Source organism: Spirillospora sp. NPDC046719 (assembly GCF_040645715.1).
Taxonomy (GTDB): domain Bacteria; phylum Actinomycetota; class Actinomycetes; order Streptosporangiales; family Streptosporangiaceae; genus Spirillospora.
Genome location: NZ_JBEYYT010000176.1, coordinates 1 through 17,928 on the forward strand (window position 1 = coordinate 1; position 17,928 = coordinate 17,928).

Below are 17,928 nucleotides of genomic sequence, written 5' to 3' on the forward strand. Positions count from 1 at the left end.
CTGGACGGCGACCTTGCGGGGCTTGGCCTGTTCCAGGACGGGGATGCGGACGGCCAGGACGCCGTTGTTGTAGGCGGCCTCGATGGCGTCGGCGTCCAGGTGCTCCGACAGGTAGACGCGGCGGGTGAAGGCGCCCATGGTGCGCTCGCGGACGAACACCCGCTCGTTGTCGCCGAACTCCTCCTCGCGGCGTGCGGTCACGGTCAGCACACCGCGGTCCACGGTGACCTCGATCGAGCCCGGGTCGATGCCCGGCAGGTCGAACCGCAGCACCACGTCGTCGGGACGGCGGATCCCGTCCATCGGCATGCCCGCACCGTCCCCGCGACCGCCCAGCCCCGCCTGCCGGACCGCACGGTCGAACTGACGCTCGAACTCCTGCACGAAAGGATCGATCGACGTCAGCAGCATCCTCGCTCACCTCCGAAGATCCCCAGGCCCACCGGACCCGGGACACCCTGCCCCCCACCGAGAGGAACCCTCAGCGAGAGGAACCCTACAACTGGAATTGTAAGTACCATGCTGCTGGGATCGTCAAACATCGACTTGAGCACTTGGCGGTCCCGCACGGTCGCCGCTACCTGCGGATCAGCTGTTCACCCTGGTCATCCAGACGCTCCGCTGGTGGGGAGCCCGAGCCGTACGGCACTTCGTCGGTCGGTCCGGCGCGGCCGGTCGCCGGCGCTTGAAAGGCCGTCAAGGCCGTTCCCGGGCCCTGCTTGACATCTTCCTCCAGCCGTGGGTATAGAGAAGTTGTATCGGTCGTTGGCCTGGTGACGCTCGTAGAGGTTCCGGGGAGTGATCGAGATGCAGGGCATGGCCCGGACGCGGACGCCGCGGCAGGACGTCCGCGAGTTCGCGGAATTGGTCTACGCCGACGAGCAGTGGCTGCGCGACGAGTTCGACGCGCTGGTCGCGGCGAGCTACGGCGCGCCACCCGCCTGGCCCGGGCCGCCCGCTCCTCCGGAGACTCCGCCCACCGGGCGACCGTGGCGATATCTCGTGCCGACGTCCCCTGACCGCCTCTCGGACAGGGACCCGACCACCTCCCGCAGAGGGATCAGGCGCCAGCGCTCACCTCCGCCGCTTCCAAGCCCGCCCCGTATCGGCGGCCCCGCCGCAACCTGGAGGCCGGTTCCCGCGACGGCCCGGCCATGACGCACTCGACGGCGGACCCGCACGAACGGGGGCGCGCTCCGCATCACGGCACCGATCAGCGGAAAGGAGGAAACGGCAAGAGGAAGAGAGTCTCGCTCAGCGTCAGCGCATCGGCCAGGCCGGCGAGTCCCCCTCACTCCTCGCCGGCCTGGCCGCCGTCATGCCCGCGCGACGCGCACCGACATCGAACCGCGCCGACATCGGCTCACGCCGGCGGCGGCTCTCGGCCGGGCGCGCTCTCGGCATCCGGGGGCGTCCGGTCGAAGTGCGGCGCCAGCAGCCGGGCGGACGTCTGGCGGGTCGCGAGGACGATCGCCCCGAGCACCTCCGCGCGGTCGCCGAGAACACTTCCGGTGACGGTGATGCCCTGGTTGATCGCCGGGGGGAGGCGGTCGCCCAGCACTTCGCGGATGCCGTCGAGGAGAGGACGGCCGAGCGCGGCGACCTGCCCGCCGACGACGACCATCCGCGGTTCGAGCATCGCGCAGATGCCCGCGAGCGCTTGGCCGACCATGCGGCCGGCGTCGGTGACCACCCGCCGTGCCCCCGGATCGTCGGCCGCGAGCAGGGCCACCACATCGGTGATGGTGGTGTCCGGGCCCCGCGTGCGGGAGAAGGCGGCGGTGAGCGCCTGCGCGCCCACGGCGGTCTCCAGGCAGCCGCGGTTCCCGCAACGGCAGACGTACCCGCCGTCCACCACGGCGATGTGGCCGAGTTCGCCCGCCGTTCCGGTGGCGCCCTGGTAGGAGCGGCCGTCCAGGATCAGCCCCGCGCCCACGCCGTCCGACAGCATGATGTAGATCAGGTCGTCCACGCCGCGTCCGGCGCCGAAGGTCCATTCGGCGAGGGCGCCCAGGTTGGCGTCGTTGCCCACGTGCACCGGCAGGCCGATGCGCCGGTTCAGATGCGCCGCGATGTCGGCGTCGGTCCACCCGGACAGCATGGACGGCAGGCTCAGCGTGTGCGAGCGCGACTGGACGGGCGCCGATACCGCGACGCCCATGCCGAAGATGCGCCCGGCGTCCCGTCCCACGGTCGCGACCAGGTCGAGGGCGGTGTCGGCGATGAACTCCAGGGCCTCGTCCGGACGGTGGTCGACGTCGAGCTCGCGGTGGTGCTCGCCCAGGACGCCGCCGGACAGGTCGGCCAGCAGCACGCGGACGTCGGTGTGGCGCAGGTGCACGCCGAGCAGCCCGCCGCCCTCGGGGTTGAGCGTGAGCGGGGTCGCGGGCCGGCCTCCCCGGGCCGTCGACGGGGCCGCCCCGTCGGCCGACTCGGTCAGCACGCCCTCGGCGAGGAGCGCGGTGACGAGACCGGAGACGGTGGTCCGGGACAGGCCGGTCGCCCGGGCGATGCCGACCCTGCTGATCCGGCCGTGCCGCCGGACGGCATCGATGACCAGCAGCCGGTTGCGCGAGCGCAACGAGGTGAGGGATCCGGGAGCGTCGTCCACGGTGACGACCCTAGAGGTTTATCCGCACTCTGTATTAACTATGGCCATTTCCGGCCTTATTTGTTCTTGACGCTGATTAACCCGCGTTCCTACAGTTCAGCAAAGCCGACGGCCGTATGGAGGCCAGGGCTCCACCCCCCCTTGGAGTTGGCGTGCGCGAGAACACATCGAGGCTGCTCGTGAGACGGACGCTCTTCCGCAGAGGGACCGTCGGCCTGACCGCCCTGGCGGCGGCCGCGTCGCTCACCCTGTCCGCGTGCGGGAACGGTTCGGATGACGATTCGAAGGGCGGTTCGGGGTCGGGGACGGTGAAGGGCAAGGTCGGCGTGATCCTGCCCGACACCACCTCGTCCACCCGGTGGGAGAGTTTCGACCGGCCGTACCTCGAGCAGGCGTTCAAGGCGGCGGGCGTCCAGTACGACATCCAGAACGCCGAGGGCTCGACCCAGCGGTTCCAGACGATCGCCGACCAGATGATCACGAGCGGGGTCAGCGTGCTGCTGGTGACGGGACTCGACTCGAACTCCGCGGCGGCCGTGCAGCGCAAGGCCCGGACGCAGGGCGTCAAGACGATCGACTACGACCGGCTGACGCTCGGCGGCGTGTCGGACTACTACGTCTCCTTCGACAACGTCCGTGTCGGCGAGGAACTGGGCAAGGGCCTGCAGAAGTGCCTGGGCGACAAGCCGGCCAACATCGCCTACCTGGACGGCTCGCCGACCGACAACAACGCCACCCTTTTCGCCCAGGGCGCGCACAACATCCTGGACAAGGTCTCCAGTTACAAGAAGGTGGCGGAACAGGCGGTCCCCGACTGGAAGCCGGAGAAGGCGGCGACCATCTTCGAGCAGATCTGGACCGAGCAGCACGGCAAGATCGACGGCGTGCTGGCCGCCAACGACAACCTCGGCAACGCCGCGATCGCGGTGGCGAAGAAGAACCAGGAGGGCGGCAAGGTCGCCGTCACCGGGCAGGACGCCACGCTCCAGGGACTGCAGAACATCCTGGACGGCACCCAGTGCATGACCGTCTACAAGCCCGTCAAGCAGGAGGCCGACGCCGCCTCCAAACTCGCCATCTCGCTGCTGAAGGGCCAGAAGGGCGAGACCAGCGCCACGGTGAACGACCCGCAGGGCAAGCGGGACGTGCCCTCGGTGCTGCTCATCCCGATCGGGATCTTCAAGGACAACGTCAAGCAGGTCGTCGCGGACGGTTTCGTCAAGGCCGCGGATCTGTGCAAGGGCGCCTATGCGGCCAAATGCAAGGACGCCGGCGTCCAGTGACCCGAGCGGCCTGAGGCCGCGCCGCCGAGAACGAGGCCGAGAACGAGGCCGAGAATCGAGCTCGGCGTATCGGATGTTCAGGCCGGCGCCGGCCCCCGCCGGTCGGGTGCGGCATGGGCCTCCAACAGGCCATCGACCCCGCGCAGGAAGGTTTCCGAGACCAGCGCGGGGTCGAAGAGGCAGCCGGAGGCCATGGCGCCGTCGCGCATCATCACGAAATGCCGTGCGGCGAGTTCGGCAGGGGTCTTCCGGATGCGCGCCAGCAATTCGGTCACGGTGTCCAGGAACCATTGCCGGTGGGCGATCACGGCTTTGTGGACGGGGTGATCGGGGTCGGGGTATTCGGCGGCGGCGTTCAGGAAGGCGCATCCCCGGAAATCCGTGGACCGGATGCCCTGCGCGATGGACTCGCCGATGGCCCGGACGGTGTCGGCCGCCGGTAGCCCGCGGGCGACGGCATCGTCCACCTGGGCGCGCATGGCCCGGTCCACCTCGTCCAGATAGGCGAGGATGAGGTCTTCCTTGCCGGGGAAGTGCCGGTAGAGGGTGGCCCGCGTCACCTGAGCCTCCGCGACGATCCGGTCGATCCCGACCGAGTGGATCCCCTCCGTGTAGAAGAGCCTCGTCGCCGTGCCCAGCAGGCGGTCGCGCGCTTCGGAGGGCCTGCCTCCGGATTCTCGCCCCATGGGGACATCGTAGCGAGTAGAACGTTCGGTCTTGACAGGGTCCGGCCGAGTTGCGATGGTGAGCAAGACAGAACGTTCGTTCTACCTTGAGGTGGCCCCGGCCGCCGCCCATCGGCTGAACGCGCTCCCCAAGCCTGACCTGAGAGGACCACCGTGACCGCCATCGCTTCGAAGAGCATCGCCGGTACCGCCCACACCCTGCGGCGGCTGTACTTCGCCCGCTTCGGATTCGCCGTCGTCTGGGCCCTCGTGATGTTCACGACCGCCTCGGACCTGGGTCCGCTCGCGGTCACCCTGCTCGTGCTGTACCCGCTCTTCGACGTGGCCGCCGCCGTCATCGACGCCCGCACGTCGCGCGGCGCCGGTTCGCCCGTGCTGCTGTACGTGAACATCGCGGTCAGCCTGCTCACCGCGGCCGGCGTCGCCGCCGCGTGCGCGTCCGGCATCCCGGCGGTCCTGCGGGTCTGGGGCGCCTGGGCCGTCGTGGCTGGGTTCGTCCAGCTGATCGTGGGCGTGACCCGCCGCACGATGGGCGGCCAGTGGCCGATGATCATCAGCGGCGGCATCTCCGTGCTCGCCGGCGGCTCGTTCATCATCGGCGCCTCCGCCGACGACCCGACGCTCACCAACGCGGCCGGCTACGCCATTCCCGGCGGCATCTTCTTCCTGCTCTCGGCCGTCCGTCTCGGCCGCACCGCGAAGGAGAGCTGACGGGGGCATCGGTGCCCGACCAACCCACGGCACGCGATCACTGTTTCAACGGCATCATCGTGAAATGAGAGAACAGATCCTCTCCTTGCGGTGATTTGTCGATCGCAATGTATCCGTATCGCAGTACTTTGGATGCAAGAACTGTCCGGAATGTCTTTCCGGAATTGCGGTAGCCGCTGCATGTTCAGTGATTTCCCTGATACCTGTGTGGGTTGCAGGTCTGCAGAGTCGAATCAGGCCCCGGCTAGGGGTCTGGTTCGGACGGAAGGGGAAATGATGGGCAGAAATACCAGGAAGCGCGCCGGGGCGGGAATCATCTCTCTGGCGGCGGTCCCGTTGGCCGCGGCCCTGGGCGGCCCGGCGCCGGCCGCCCTGGCGCGCACCGCTCCCGCCGCCCCCGCGGCGCCGTCCCCGCTGGTGCGCGCGAACATGTCGTACGCGCTGTACCAGGCCCGAGGCGGCCGGATCACCTGCGGGTTCGACGGCTACACCACCACCCGCGGCCGGCACGAGGGCATCGACATCGCCCGCGGCGTCGGGTCGGACGTGCACGCCCTGGTCGGCGGAAAGATCATCTACATCGCCCGCGGCCACACCGGCAGGTCGGGGCTGTCCACGATCTCCATCTACAACGCCTCGCTGCGGAAGACGGTGATCTACCTGCACTCGGCTCCGCGGTCGTCCCTGCGCGTGGGCCAGACGGTCGGCCGCGGGCAGGTCATCGCCGACGAGTCGTGGAACGGGGTGTCGAGCCGTTCGACCGCGCACACCCACGTCGAGATGCGTCTCGGCAGCCGGACGCACGCCGCCAAGAGCGTCGGCGACCCGCACCTGGACAACCCGAACCCGGGCCGGTTCTGGAACTCCCAGGGCTACAACGTCCGATAGCGGGCGGTGACCTGCCCGAGCATGACGTCGCCGGCCGCCCGAGCTCCCTTCTCCAGGGGGTCGGGCGGCCGCGGCCGTTTCAGGACCATCGAAGCACCGATCCGCGTGAACCGTCCCCAGGTGCCGCGATCGGCCTGCTTGAAACAAGCCTTTCGGGCCGGCGAAGGCCGGACGCACAGGAATGAGCAGCCGGCTGCGGGTCGAAACTGAGGCACAGATCACCGTCGCGGCCGCGGCTCGCGGATTCTTTGCCCGCGCATGAATGGACGCCCCGTTTGTTGGTAGGTCTAGCCATCCCGGAAGTGGTGAAGCGAGGCAGGAGGTGGCGGCATGACCGCGATACCGAGCGCGCGGCCGCTCGGTCCGAGGTTGCGGGTGGACGTGGCGGCTGCGGATTCGTGGCTGGTGATCGAGTTGCAGGGAGAGCTGGACATCGCCACCGTCCCGGCGGTGGTGGAGCAGGCGGAGACGGCGATCGCGATGGCCGGGGCGCCGCGCCTGGCGCTGGACCTGTCGCGCGTGAGCTTCTGCGACTCCTCAGGGATCAACGCGTTCATCCGGCTGTGGAAGCGACTGCGCGCGGCGGGTGGTGAGCTGGCGCTGCTCCGGCCGCATAGAAGGGTCGCCACGGTGCTGAGGCGAACCGGCCTGGATCGCGTCCTGCGGATCTGCGAGGCGCTCCCGGCCTGAGCGAGACCGTTTCCCGGTGCGCCGCGCAGGTTTCGAGCGCCCGGCGTCGAGCGTTGACAGGGGCCGGGCCCCGCCTAGCTTCACAAGCACCTGCTTGTACAAGAGAATGCCTGCGCCGACGCCTGGGGGCACTTCATGGCGAGCATCGAGACCCTCGCCGAGACCGGCACCGGCACCCCGTTCGGGACGTGAGATCTTGGCCCGATGTCCGAGCGGAAGCAGGCGGTGCCCGCGGCGCCCGACGCGGTGCTGCGGGCGCTCGCGGACCCCCACCGGCGGCGGATCCTGCGCCTGGTCCAGCACACCGAGCTGGCCGCGGGCCAGATCGCGGCGTCCTTCCCCCTCACCCAGCAGGCAGTCAGCCAGCACATCGGCGTGCTCAAGCAGGCCGGTCTGCTCGCCGAGCGCCGCGAGGGGACCCGCCGCCTGTACGCACTGCGCCGCGAAGCTTTGGAGCCGGTCCGCGACCTGCTCTCGGAGTTCTGGCCGGACGCCCTCGGCCGCCTGAAGAGGGCCGTCGAGACAGCCCGCCCGCGTCCACCGAAGGGGCCGCGGTGACCGCCGAGATCCGCGACGGCGCCGTCCTCGCCGCCGAGCGCATCGGGGCGCCGCGCGGCCACTATTGCCATAAGGACAGGCTTGTGACCAGCCGCAATGGTTCTCTGATGAAATCCGCCCGGGGCGCGCATTGCGTTGTGGCCGTCCACACCCGAGGCTGGAGCAATGCGCCCTACCCCTCGATGGATCGCCAAGGTGGTCATCGCCTGGGCGGTGATGATGGCCGGCGCCTGCGTCGCGGGCCAAGCGTGGCGCGGTGAATCGCTGGTGATAGGTGCGGTGTTCAGCCTGATGCTGGCCGCGATGGTCACCGCGCTCAGTGTCGTGGTGGAGCGGGACGAGCAGGCCGGTCGACGTCGCCGCGAGGCCGACGCGCTGCGCCGAATGGTGTACGGCGACGAGAAGCCCCCAGAGATGCCGATGTGATCGGCGCACCGGTCGGCACCCACACGAAGTCCCCCTTGAATGAAGGTGGCGGACGAATATCTGGACGCCTTCTTCAATACCGGCGCTAAGCGGCAGCAGTGAGAGCACCCGGCGCCCGGGGCGGCCGCCGGACGCCGGGCGCTTCGGTCATTTGAGGACGCGGTACCAGAGGTTGGCGGCCTTCGGGGTGTGCGTGACGTCGAGCTGCTCGAGCCGGACGTCCGTCCCGCCCGGATGGTCGAACAGGCGGACGCCGTCGCCGAGCAGGACGGGCGCGACGATGGCCAGTACCTCGTCGAGCTCGCCGGCCTCCAGGCACTGCCGGGCCGTCTCCGCGCCGAGGACGTTGACGTACCTGCCGCCCGCGGCCTCTCGCGCGGCGGCGACGGCCTGGCCGAGGTCGCCGACGAACGTGACGTCCGGGATCGCGACGTCCGGCGGGCGATGGGTGAGGACGAACTGCGGCCCGGTCCAGCCGCCGCCGAACGGCTTGCCCTCCCGTTCGGCGTCGCCGCGGTAGGGGTCGTCGCCGCCGAAGGTGCGGGCGCCGACCAGCAGCGCGCCGATGCCGCCGATCAGGTCGTCCACGATCGGGTTCGGGCCGAAGTGGGGCGCCGCCCACGACATGTCGCCGCCGGGGCCGGCGATGAACCCGTCCAGCGACATCGTGGCGGAGTAGAGCAGCTTTGCCATGGTCAACCTCCGTGTGCTCCGGTCTTCCCGTTGAGACGGCGGAGCACGCGAAAGCTCATCGGTGCCCCGCCGGCGGCCGGTCGTCCAGGCCGAACAGCGGGAACAGGCGGGGCTCGTGGAAGGCCACCATCTCGGTGATCCGGGCGTCCTCGACGGTCAGGACGCCGAGTGCGAAGGGCCGGTGGTCGGCCCGGCCCGGCGGCCGGACGTACAGCGCGGCGGCCGGCTGCCGGTTCGATCCGACCGGCACCGCCTTCAGCGCGCCCACGTAGTGGGGGGAGCCGGGGTCCCAACTGGTGGCCAGCGTGGCCAGCACCGCCTCGCGTCCTTGGAACCACGCCGGGTACGGCGGCATCATCGCGCGGACTTCCGCGGCCAGCAGGTCCGCCATCGCCGCCGGGTCGGCGCGGTTGATCGCGTCCATGTACCGGCGCAGGACCTCGCGTTCCTCCGGGTCGAGCTCCGCCCGGGCCGTCCAGTTCAGGCGGTGGGGCGGCAGGCGGTCGCGCATCGTCGCCCGGGCCCGCTGCAACGCGCTGTTGACCGAGGCGACGCTCGTCTCCAGCACGTCGGCGGTCGACCGGGCGGGGAAGCCGAGCACGTCGCGCAGGATCAGCGCCGCCCGCTGCCGCGCCGGCAGGTGCTGGATCGCGGTCAGGAACGCCAGCTCGATCGTCTCGCGGCCGACCACCACGGCGTCCGGCTCGGCCGCGTCCAGCAGCCGGTCCGGGATCGGCTGCAGCCAGGGCACCTCGCCGCGGGGCGGCAGGCCGGAGGTCTCCGGGTCCGCCGGCGGCGCCAGGTCGTGCGGCAGCACCCGCCTGGCCCGCCCGCCCAGCACGTCCAGGCAGGCGTTGGTCGCGATCCGGTACAGCCACGCCCGGACGGTGGAGCGGCCCTCGAACCGGTCCAGGTTCTTCCAAGCGCGCAGGAACGTCTCCTGCACGACGTCCTCGGCCTCTTCGACCGAACCGAGCATCCGGTAGCAGTGCACCCGCAGTTCGCGCTCATGCCGGCGGACCAATGCCGCGAACTCCTCGCCGCCGCCCTCGGGGACCGCCGCCCCGCCGTCCCGGACGACGTCGTCGCGCTTCACGTCCACGGGCCACCTCCCGACCATCGGGACCAGGATCGCCGATGCGGCACGGCCGGCGGGGCCGGACGCCCGATCCGCCGCGCGGAGACGCCGATCCGGGACGCGGGAGCGTCTTCGCAGGTCAGGTGGGCGGGTACCGGGTGCCGACCGACATGGTGCTCAGATGAGCAAAATGCTACGCAAATGTTGCGCCCGCGTGAACGGGGTTCTTACGGTGTGACCCCCAGCACAACCCGGGAGGGCAAGATGCGAAGAACGTTCCTGGCAGGAGCGCTCGCGACGGTGGTCACGGTGGCGTCGGCGTGCTCGGTGTCGACCGGGCCGAGCGGTGGTTCGGAGCACAAGGGCGGCGACGGCGGCCAGCTGACGATCGGGTTCAGCGAGGTCACCCAGCAGTCGCCGTTCTACGTCCAGCTGAAGGACGGGGCGCAGCAGGCGGCGGCCAAGGCGGGGGCCAAGCTGCTGTTCGCGGACGCCAACGGCGACGTCACCAAGCAGAACAACGACATCCAGGACCTGATCACGCGGGGCGTGGACGTCCTGCTGGTCAACCCGGTGGACCCGAAGGGCGCCGCGGCGGGGCTGGCGGCGGCCAAGGCCGCGAAGATCCCCGTCATCACGCTGGACCGGCCGGTGCCGGAGGGGGCGGCGTCGCACGTCGGGCGCGACAACGTGCAGATGGGCAAGCTGGTGGGGCAGCGGCTCGCGCAGGCGCTCGGCCCGGCCGGCGGCAAGGTCATCGAGATCCAGGGCGACGCCGGCGGCGCGGTCGCCCGGGACCGCGGGAACGGCTTCGCGCAGGGCGTCCAGGGCAACCCGAAGATCAAGATCGTCAAGGGCCCGTACTGCGACTACATCCGGTCCAAGGCGGTCAGCGCCATGCAGGACCTGCTGCAGGCGAACCCCGACGTCAAGGCCGTGTACGCGCAGAACGACGACATGGCGCTCGGCGCCCTGCAGGTGCTGCGGGAGAGCAAGCGGACCGACGTGAAGGTGGCGGGCGTGGACGGGCTCATGGAGGCGGTGAAGCTCATCCCGCAGGGCCAGTTCGTCGCCACCGCCCTCAACGACCCGATCAGCGAGGCGGCGCAGGCGGTGCAGACCGCGGTGAAGGTCGGGCACGGCGAGAAGGTCGCGCCGTACGTCGACGCGGGGACGGCCCTGATCGACCCGGCCAACGCGGCGAAGTACAGCGGCTCCAGCGTGTTCGCGCCCGCGCAGTCCGCGTCCTGAGCCCTGAGACACGCAAGAAGGGAACACAGTGCCTGAGAAAATGCTCGCGGCCGTCCTGCACTCGCCGGGTGACATCCGCGTGGAGGAGGTGGCGAAGCCCGAGCCCGGTCCGGGAGAGGCGCTGGTCCGCGTCGACGCCTGCGGGGTGTGCGGTTCGGACATCGCCCGCATGCTGAGCGCCGGCGCGCACCGCATGCCCATCATCTGCGGGCACGAGTTCGCCGGACGGGTCGTCGAGGCGGGGCGCGAGGTGCGCGGGTTCTCCGACGGGGACCTGGTCGCGGTGCCGCCGCTGATCCCCTGCTTCGCCTGCGCGGAGTGCCAGCGCGGCCGGTTCAGCCTCTGCCTGGACTACGACTACTTCGGCAGCCGCCGCGACGGCGCCTACGCCGAGTACGTCACCGTCCCGGCGCGGAACCTGTTCCCGGTGCCGGAGCAGGTGCCCGCCGCGGCCGCGGCGATGCTCGACCCGGCGTCGATCGCCCTGCACGCGATCTGGCGGACCCGGCTGGGCGTCGGGCACCGGGTCGCGGTGCTCGGTGCCGGGCCGATCGGGCTGTTCGCCGTCCAGTGGGCGCGGCTGGCGGGCGCGTCGGACGTGCTGGCCGTCGACCTGAACGAGCGCAAGCTCGCGCAGGCGTCGGAGGCCGGCGCCACGCACACCACCACCAGCGGCGAGGAGGCCCGCGACCTGGCGGGGGACGGGTACGACGTGGTGATCGAGTCGGCCGGCACCCCGGTGACCGCCGACATGGCGGCGGCGCTGTGCGCCCGGCACGGCGAGGCGGTGTTCATCGGCATCCCGCACGCGCCGGTCGAGTTCGCCAAGGGGACCTTCAACGACTTCCTGCGCCGGGAGGTCAGCCTGCACGGCGCCTGGAACTCGTTCTCGGCCCCGTTCCCCGGCGACGAGTGGCGGGCGGCGGCGGAGGCGTTCGCGTCCGGCGCGCTGCGCTGGAAGTTCATGATCACGCACGAGCCGGGGCTGGACGCGCTGCCGCAGCTCATGAAGCAGCTGGGGGAACGTTCCATTTTCAGCTCGAAGGTGCTCTTCCGGCCGGGGGAGCGGCCGTGACCGCGCTGCTGTCGATCGACCTCGGCACCGAGGGCGCGCGCGTCGCGGTGTTCGCCGACGACGGCGCGGTCCTCGGCACCGGCCACGACACCTACCCCACCCGGTACCCGCGGCCCGGGTGGGCCGAGCAGGACCCCGAGGACTGGTGGCGCGCCGTCACGGCGGCGACCCGCGCCGCGCTCGCCGGGGCCGGGGAGCCGGAGATCGCGGGTGTCGCCGTCGCCACCACCGCCTCCACCGTCGTCGTCCTCGACGACGCGGGCCGGCCGCTGCGACCGGCGATCCTGTGGATGGACGCCCGCGCCGCCGCCGAGTCGGAGGCGACCGCCGCGACCGGCCACGACGTGCTGAAGTACGCGGGCGGCTCCGACGCCGTCGAGTGGCTGGTGCCCAAGGCGATGTGGCTGGCCCGGCACGAACCGGGCGTCTACCGGAGCGCCGCCCGCATCGTCGAGGCCGTCGACTACCTCACCTGGCGGCTCACCGGCAGGTGGACGGCGTCGCAGATGAACGCCTGCTGCAAGTACAACCACGACCCGCGCGGCGGCGGGCACCCGCACGACCTGTACGCGCTGCTCGGCGTCCCGGACCTGGCCGCGAAGCTTCCGCCCGACGTCCTCCGGGTCGGTGCGGCGGCGGGCGAGGTCACGGCGGCGACCCGCGCCGAGCTGGGGCTGCGCGGCCGGCCGACCGTCGCGGTCGGCGGCATCGACGCGCACCTGTCGCTGCTGGCCACCGGCGGGCTGGAGCCGGGCCGGCTGTCGATCGTCTGCGGGACGTCCAACGCGTTCGTCGCCGAGGTCGACGCCCCCGTGTTCACCCCCGCCATCTGGGGCCCGTACCCCGACGCGCTGCGTCCCGGGCACTGGCTCGTGGAGGGCGGGCAGGTGTCGGCGGGGTCGGTCCTGCGCTGGACGAGCGAGGACCTGCTCGGCGTGAAGCGCGCGGAGCTGCCCCGGCTCTGCGCCGAGGCCGAGCAGGTCCGGCCGGGGGAGCACGGGCTGGTCGTCCTGGACCACTTCATGGGCAACCGCACGCCGCTCCGCGACCCGGGGCTGCGCGGCGCGGTCCTCGGCCTGACGCTCGGCACCACCCCCGCGCAGCTCTACCGGGCCGCGGTGGAGAGCGTCGCGTACGGGACGCGGCAGGTGCTGGAGTCGTTCCTCACCGCGGGAGTCCCGGTGAAGGACATCTACGTGTCCGGCGGCGTCCGGCACAACCCGCTCTGGCTGAAGACCATGGCGGACGTGCTCGGCCGCCCGCTGCTGCTCGTCGGCCGCCCCGGCGGGGCCGCCGACGCCGGCGACAACCTCACGTTGCGGGCCTGCGCGGTGCTCGCCGCGACCGCCACCGGCGCGCACAGCGGGCTGGCCCAGGCCGCCGAGGCGTTCGCGCCCGTCACCACCCTCGTCGAGCCGGAGGGACGGGACGTCCACGGCGGCGCCTACGAGGCCGGCTACGACCTGTACCGGCAGGCCACCGCCGCCACCCGCGAGGTGTCGCACCTGCTCAGCCGCCCCCGCGAGGAGACCGGATGAATCCGGAGGACCCCGACTACGAGACGCTGCTGCTGCGCGTCGCCGAGATGTACTACGAGGGCGACCAGACCCAGGAGCAGATCGGCCGGAAACTGCACCTGACCCGCTGGAAGGTCGGGCGGCTCCTCGCCGAGGCCCGCACCGCCGGGATCGTCCGGATCGAGATCGTCCACCCCCGGCACCGGCTCCACGCGCGGGAACGCGAGCTCAAGGAGCGCTACGGGCTGCGCGACGCCGTCGTGGTCCCGGTCGACGCCGCCGCCGGCGAGGTCGAGACGCGCGACCGGGTCGCGGGCGCCGCCGCCCGCTACCTCGCCGACCTGACCCCGGCACCGCGCAGCCTCGGCGTGTCGTGGGGCCGCACGCTGGACGCCGTCGCCGCGCACATCGCGCCCGGCTGGACGCGCGGCGTCCAGATCGTCCAGGTGAACGGCGGGCTCAGCCGGTCGCGCCGCCCCACCTCGGCGTCCGACATGGCCAGCCGGCTCGCGCACCACGGCGGCGGCACCGTCACGCTGCTGTCGGCGCCCGCGATCGTCGAGCAGGACTCGACGCGCGCCGCGCTGGAAGGCGAGCGGTCGGTGGGCGGCGTCCTCGACCTGGCCAGGCAGTGCGGCGCGTTCCTGTTCAGCCCCGGCGCGCTGTCGCACGACTCCGTCCTCGTCGAGTCCGGCTACCTGAGCTCCGCCGACATCGACGCGCTCGCCGCGTCCGGCGGCGTCGGCGACGTCGTCGGCCGGTTCATCGACGGCGCCGGACGGATCGTCTGGGACGAGCTCGACCGCAGGACGATCGGCATCACGATCGACGACCTGCGCGCGGGTGCGTGGTCGATCGCCGTCGTCGCGGGCGAGCGCAAGCACCGCGTGTGCCGCGCCGTCGTCGCCGGCGGGATCTGCAACGTCCTGGTGACCGACGACGTCACCGCCGCCCACCTGCTGGAGGAGGCCGCATGAGCGACTCGCCGCGCCCGGAGCCGCCGCTCCTGGAGATGAAGGGGATCGTCAAGCGCTTCCCCGGCACACTCGCCTGCGACGGCGCGAACCTGTCGGTCCGCGCGGGCGAGGTCCACTGCCTGCTCGGCGAGAACGGCGCCGGCAAGAGCACGCTGATGAAGATCCTCGCCGGCTCCTACCGGCCCGACGACGGCGAGATCCTGCTGTCCGGCAGGCCGCTGCGCGCCACGAGCCCGCAGGACGGCATCGCCGCCGGGATCAGCGTCATCTACCAGGAACTCGACCTCGCGCCGGACCTGACCGTCGCGCAGAACCTGTTCCTCGGACGCGCGCCCGCGCGCGGGCCGTTCGTCCGCCGGCAGGCGCGCGCCGCCGCGGCGGCCGAGGTGATCCGCCGCGTCGGCGGGACGTTCTCGCCCGCCGACCGGGTGGGCGACCTGCCGATCGCCGCGCAGCAGCTCACCGCGATCGCCCGGGCGCTGACGATGGACGCGAAGGTCATCGTCATGGACGAGCCGTCCGCGACGCTGGGCGAGCGGGACCTGGAGGCGGTGTTCGAGGTCATCCGCGGCCTCGCCGCCGAGGGCCGCGCCATCATCTACATCTCGCACCGGCTGGACGAGGTGTCGGAGATCGGCGACCGCGCCACCGTCATGCGCGACGGGCGCGACGTCGGCGTGTTCGACCTCGCCGCCACCACCCACGACGACCTCGTCGCGGCGATGATCGGCGGCTCCCGCGACCTGGTCCGCCGCGTGGACCGCCCCGCGCCGTCGGGGGAGCCGCGGCTGGTCGTCGAGCGGGCGCGGGTCGGCGGCATCCTCGACGTCTCCGGCATCGAGGTCCGCCCCGGCGAGATCGTGGGACTCGCGGGCCTCGCCGGCGCCGGGCGGACCACCCTGCTCAACGCCCTGTTCGGGGTCGCCCGCGCCGACGTCCGCGCCCGCCTGGACGGCGATCCGCTGCCGGTCGCCGGCCCCCGCACCGCCGTCCGCAACGGTCTCGCGCTCGTCCCCGAGAGCCGCAAGGAGCAGGGCCTGTTCCTCGGCCTCGGCGTGTCCCGCAACGCCGCCATCAGCGCGCTGCGCCCGCTGGCGCCGCGCTCCCGGGGGCGCCGCGCGACCGCGCCCGTCCTCGCCGGCCTCGGCGTCAAGCACGCCTCCGCGGACCAGCCCGTCGGCGAGCTGTCGGGCGGCAACCAGCAGAAGGTCGTCCTCGCCAAGTGGATCACCCGGGGCATGCGGGTGCTGCTGCTGGACGAGCCCACCCGCGGCCTCGACATCGGCGCCAAGGCCGACCTCTACCGGCAGGTCCGGCGGCTCGCCGACGACGGCGTCGCCGTCCTGCTCGCCAGCAGCGAGCTCGCCGAGCTCACCGCCCACGCCGACGCCATATGGGTGCTGCACGAGGGCCGCAACATCGCGCGGTTCGACCCCCGCACCACCGCGGAGGCCGACATCGCCCACACCGTCATCACTGGAGCCACCCCATGAGCCAAACCGCCTCCAAGGCCCGGCCGGCCCTGGCCGGCATCGTGCCCCGGCGCCACGGCCTCGCCCTGCTGCGCAACGGGAACCTGCTCGTCGTCTTCCTGCTGCTGTGCGTCGTCGCGTCGATCCTGGCACCGGAGTTCCTGACCACCCGCAACATCGCCAACCTGCTGCAGCAGTCGAGCCTCACCGGCATCGTCGCGATCGGCATGACGATGGTCATCCTCACCGCGGGCATCGACCTGTCGGTCGGCAGCACCGCCGCGTTCGCCGGGATGACGGTGGCCGTGCTGATGTCGGACGGCTGGCCGCCCGTGCTCGCCGTCCTGGTGTCGCTCGCGGCCGGCGCCGCCGCCGGCGCCGTGATGGGCGGGCTGTCGGCGTACCTGTCGCTGCCCAGCTTCATGACGACCCTCGCCGGCCTCACCAGCATCCGGGGCCTGACGTACCTGCTGACCGGCGGCACGCCGGCCGGCGGCGACCAGCCCGAGGGCTTCCAGCTCCTCGGCGGCGGGTTCATCGGCCGCGTCCCGATCGTCGGCCTGATCTTCATCGCGATCACCGTCCTCGCCTGGCTGATGCTGCGCGGGACGACGTTCGGCGAGTACATCTACGCGGTCGGCAGCAACCGGGAGGCCGCCCGGCTGTCCGGCCTGCCCGTGCGGGCGGTGACCGTCGCGGTCTTCGCGATCTCCGGGCTGCTCGCCGCGTTCGCGGGCGTCCTGCTCACCTCGCGGCTGACCATCGGCCAGCCGACCGCCTTCAACGGCCTGGAACTGGACGCCATCGCCGCCGTCGTCCTCGGCGGGACCAACCTGTTCGGCGGGCGCGGCAACGTCTTCGGCACGTTCGTGGCGGTCCTGCTGCTGTCGGTGGTGAAGAACCTGTTCAACCTCGTCGGGCTGAGCTCGTTCTTCCAGATGGTGGTGACCGGCCTGATCGTGGTGGCGGCGCTCATCCTCAACCGGATCCTGGAGAACAGGGGTGCCCGTGCCTGACACGATGACGGCTCTGAAGAGGGCCGACGAACGGGAGCTGCGCGCGTTCCTGCACGGACTTCCGGGCGTGGACCAGGTCGGTGCGGAGGAGCGGGCGGCGCGGCTTGCTACTCGGTCGATCAAGACGTCGGCGAAGGCCGAGGCGATCGATCTGGCGATCTCGATGGTGGACCTCACGACGCTGGAGGGTGCGGACACGGCCGGGAAGGTGCGGGCGTTGTGCGCCAAGGCCGTCCGGCCTGATCCGGCGGACGCGACGGTGCCGAAGGTCGCGGCGGTGTGCGTGTATCCCGACTTGGTGGACGTGGCGGTGGGGGCGCTGCGTGGCACCGGGGTCGGCGTCGCCAGCGTGGCGACGGCGTTCCCGTCGGGGCGGGCGCCGCTGGAGGCCAAGCTCGCCGACACCCGGGCCGCGGTGGCGGCGGGCGCGAGTGAGATCGACATGGTGATCGATCGTGGCGCGTTCCTGTCGGGTGACTATGGGACGGTCTTCGAGCAGATCGTCGCGGTCAAGGACGCCTGCGGGGACGCGCACCTGAAGGTGATCCTGGAGACCGGCGAACTGGTCACCTACGACAACGTGCGGCGTGCTTCCTGGCTGGCGATGCGGGCGGGCGCGGATTTCATCAAGACCTCGACCGGGAAGGTGTCTCCGGCGGCGACGTTGCCGGTGACGCTGGTGATGCTGGAGGCTGTCCGCGACTACCGGGCCGCGACGGGCCGTCAGGTCGGTGTCAAACCGGCGGGTGGGATCCGCACTACCAAGGATGCGATCAAGTACCTGGTGCTGGTGAACGAGACCGCCGGCCCGGACTGGCTGTCGCCCGACTGGTTCCGGCTGGGTGCTTCCAGTGTGCTGAACGATCTGCTGATGCAGCGCCGCAAGCTGTCCACCGGCGTCTACTCCGGTCCCGACTACTTCACCCTGGACTGATCATGGTGTTCGAGTACGCGCCCGCACCGGAGTCGGCGTCGGTCGTCGACATCCGCGGCTCC

Annotated in this window: 18 protein-coding genes; 13 read left to right on the plus strand and 5 right to left on the minus strand. The window is 71.8% G+C overall.

All coding sequences use genetic code 11. From position 1 onward, the window contains the following. A partial coding sequence (locus ABZ914_RS27140; RefSeq protein ID WP_500196686.1) for an Hsp20/alpha crystallin family protein occupies nucleotides 1–411 on the minus strand: 411 nt, incomplete at its 3' end. A gap of 952 nt (nucleotides 412–1,363) precedes the next feature. Next, nucleotides 1,364–2,611 (minus strand): ROK family transcriptional regulator, encoded by a 1,248-nt coding sequence (locus ABZ914_RS27145; protein WP_500196688.1) that lies wholly within the window; start codon nucleotides 2,609–2,611, stop codon nucleotides 1,364–1,366. A 179-nt stretch (nucleotides 2,612–2,790) separates the two neighbouring features. Between ABZ914_RS27145 and ABZ914_RS27150 the strand changes: the two genes are divergently transcribed. Beyond that, entirely contained in the window at nucleotides 2,791–3,894 is a 1,104-nt protein-coding gene (locus tag ABZ914_RS27150; protein WP_500196690.1) for a sugar ABC transporter substrate-binding protein, read from the plus strand. Between the two features lie 77 nt (nucleotides 3,895–3,971). Here ABZ914_RS27150 and ABZ914_RS27155 read toward each other — a convergent pair whose 3' ends face one another. Further along, nucleotides 3,972–4,580: a TetR/AcrR family transcriptional regulator gene (locus ABZ914_RS27155; protein WP_190861512.1), complete on the minus strand. Its 609-nt coding sequence runs from the start codon at nucleotides 4,578–4,580 to the stop codon at nucleotides 3,972–3,974. A gap of 153 nt (nucleotides 4,581–4,733) precedes the next feature. Here ABZ914_RS27155 and ABZ914_RS27160 point away from each other — a divergent pair, with 153 nt between their 5' ends. The 5 genes from ABZ914_RS27160 to ABZ914_RS27180 all read left to right on the plus strand — a co-directional run bounded on the left by ABZ914_RS27160 (nucleotide 4,734) and on the right by ABZ914_RS27180 (nucleotide 7,853). Then, nucleotides 4,734–5,291 (plus strand): hypothetical protein, encoded by a 558-nt coding sequence (locus ABZ914_RS27160; RefSeq protein ID WP_500196692.1) that lies wholly within the window; start codon nucleotides 4,734–4,736, stop codon nucleotides 5,289–5,291. A 336-nt stretch (nucleotides 5,292–5,627) separates the two neighbouring features. After that, a complete protein-coding gene (locus ABZ914_RS27165; protein WP_500196695.1) occupies nucleotides 5,628–6,179 on the plus strand; it encodes a peptidoglycan DD-metalloendopeptidase family protein in 552 nt (183 codons plus the stop codon). A 330-nt stretch (nucleotides 6,180–6,509) separates the two neighbouring features. Continuing rightward, nucleotides 6,510–6,869, plus strand: coding sequence for an STAS domain-containing protein (locus ABZ914_RS27170; protein ID WP_500196696.1), 360 nt, complete (start codon nucleotides 6,510–6,512; stop codon nucleotides 6,867–6,869). 204 nt (nucleotides 6,870–7,073) lie between these two features. Next, nucleotides 7,074–7,427, plus strand: coding sequence for an ArsR/SmtB family transcription factor (locus tag ABZ914_RS27175; RefSeq protein WP_500196697.1), 354 nt, complete (start codon nucleotides 7,074–7,076; stop codon nucleotides 7,425–7,427). Between the two features lie 165 nt (nucleotides 7,428–7,592). Beyond that, entirely contained in the window at nucleotides 7,593–7,853 is a 261-nt protein-coding gene (locus ABZ914_RS27180) for a hypothetical protein (protein ID WP_387031352.1), read from the plus strand. 147 nt (nucleotides 7,854–8,000) lie between these two features. Here ABZ914_RS27180 and ABZ914_RS27185 read toward each other — a convergent pair whose 3' ends face one another. Together ABZ914_RS27185 and ABZ914_RS27190 are read right to left on the minus strand one after the other, a co-directional pair. Further along, a complete protein-coding gene (locus ABZ914_RS27185) occupies nucleotides 8,001–8,546 on the minus strand; it encodes a dihydrofolate reductase family protein (protein WP_500196698.1) in 546 nt (181 codons plus the stop codon). A gap of 55 nt (nucleotides 8,547–8,601) precedes the next feature. Beyond that, a complete protein-coding gene (locus tag ABZ914_RS27190) occupies nucleotides 8,602–9,666 on the minus strand; it encodes a sigma-70 family RNA polymerase sigma factor (RefSeq protein ID WP_500196699.1) in 1,065 nt (354 codons plus the stop codon). Nucleotides 9,667–9,888: 222 nt separating this feature from the next. On the opposite strand from ABZ914_RS27190, the gene ABZ914_RS27195 reads away from it, so the two are divergent. From ABZ914_RS27195 to deoC, 7 genes are read left to right on the plus strand one after another with little or no spacing between them, the layout of a single operon-like run. Continuing rightward, nucleotides 9,889–10,875, plus strand: coding sequence for a substrate-binding domain-containing protein (locus tag ABZ914_RS27195; RefSeq protein ID WP_500196700.1), 987 nt, complete (start codon nucleotides 9,889–9,891; stop codon nucleotides 10,873–10,875). Between the two features lie 28 nt (nucleotides 10,876–10,903). Beyond that, nucleotides 10,904–11,950, plus strand: a complete 1,047-nt coding sequence (locus tag ABZ914_RS27200; RefSeq protein WP_206700141.1) for an alcohol dehydrogenase catalytic domain-containing protein — start codon at nucleotides 10,904–10,906, stop codon at nucleotides 11,948–11,950. Further along, nucleotides 11,947–13,488 (plus strand): FGGY-family carbohydrate kinase, encoded by a 1,542-nt coding sequence (locus ABZ914_RS27205; protein ID WP_500196701.1) that lies wholly within the window; start codon nucleotides 11,947–11,949, stop codon nucleotides 13,486–13,488. The genes ABZ914_RS27200 and ABZ914_RS27205 overlap by 4 nt, the downstream gene beginning before the upstream one ends. Next, entirely contained in the window at nucleotides 13,485–14,444 is a 960-nt protein-coding gene (locus ABZ914_RS27210) for a sugar-binding transcriptional regulator (RefSeq protein WP_500196702.1), read from the plus strand. The genes ABZ914_RS27205 and ABZ914_RS27210 overlap by 4 nt, the downstream gene beginning before the upstream one ends. After that, nucleotides 14,441–15,937 (plus strand): sugar ABC transporter ATP-binding protein, encoded by a 1,497-nt coding sequence (locus tag ABZ914_RS27215; protein ID WP_500196703.1) that lies wholly within the window; start codon nucleotides 14,441–14,443, stop codon nucleotides 15,935–15,937. Before ABZ914_RS27210 ends, ABZ914_RS27215 begins: the two co-directional genes overlap by 4 nt. Beyond that, nucleotides 15,934–16,932, plus strand: a complete 999-nt coding sequence (locus ABZ914_RS27220; RefSeq protein WP_387031344.1) for an ABC transporter permease — start codon at nucleotides 15,934–15,936, stop codon at nucleotides 16,930–16,932. Before ABZ914_RS27215 ends, ABZ914_RS27220 begins: the two co-directional genes overlap by 4 nt. Next, nucleotides 16,919–17,866, plus strand: a complete 948-nt coding sequence (gene deoC / locus ABZ914_RS27225; RefSeq protein ID WP_500196704.1) for a deoxyribose-phosphate aldolase — start codon at nucleotides 16,919–16,921, stop codon at nucleotides 17,864–17,866. The genes ABZ914_RS27220 and deoC overlap by 14 nt, the downstream gene beginning before the upstream one ends. The last annotated feature ends 62 nt before the right edge of the window (nucleotides 17,867–17,928 follow it).

Coding starts and splice junctions, on each gene's coding strand:
- ABZ914_RS27155 (WP_190861512.1), bottom strand. CDS start 4,580: ATGGGGCGAGAATCCGGAGGCAGGCCCTCCGAAGCGCGCGACCGCCTG.
- ABZ914_RS27170 (WP_500196696.1), top strand. CDS start 6,510: ATGACCGCGATACCGAGCGCGCGGCCGCTCGGTCCGAGGTTGCGGGTG.
- ABZ914_RS27175 (WP_500196697.1), top strand. CDS start 7,074: ATGTCCGAGCGGAAGCAGGCGGTGCCCGCGGCGCCCGACGCGGTGCTG.
- ABZ914_RS27180 (WP_387031352.1), top strand. CDS start 7,593: ATGCGCCCTACCCCTCGATGGATCGCCAAGGTGGTCATCGCCTGGGCG.
- ABZ914_RS27185 (WP_500196698.1), bottom strand. CDS start 8,546: ATGGCAAAGCTGCTCTACTCCGCCACGATGTCGCTGGACGGGTTCATC.
- ABZ914_RS27190 (WP_500196699.1), bottom strand. CDS start 9,666: ATGGTCGGGAGGTGGCCCGTGGACGTGAAGCGCGACGACGTCGTCCGG.
- ABZ914_RS27195 (WP_500196700.1), top strand. CDS start 9,889: ATGCGAAGAACGTTCCTGGCAGGAGCGCTCGCGACGGTGGTCACGGTG.
- ABZ914_RS27210 (WP_500196702.1), top strand. CDS start 13,485: ATGAATCCGGAGGACCCCGACTACGAGACGCTGCTGCTGCGCGTCGCC.
- ABZ914_RS27215 (WP_500196703.1), top strand. CDS start 14,441: ATGAGCGACTCGCCGCGCCCGGAGCCGCCGCTCCTGGAGATGAAGGGG.
- ABZ914_RS27220 (WP_387031344.1), top strand. CDS start 15,934: ATGAGCCAAACCGCCTCCAAGGCCCGGCCGGCCCTGGCCGGCATCGTG.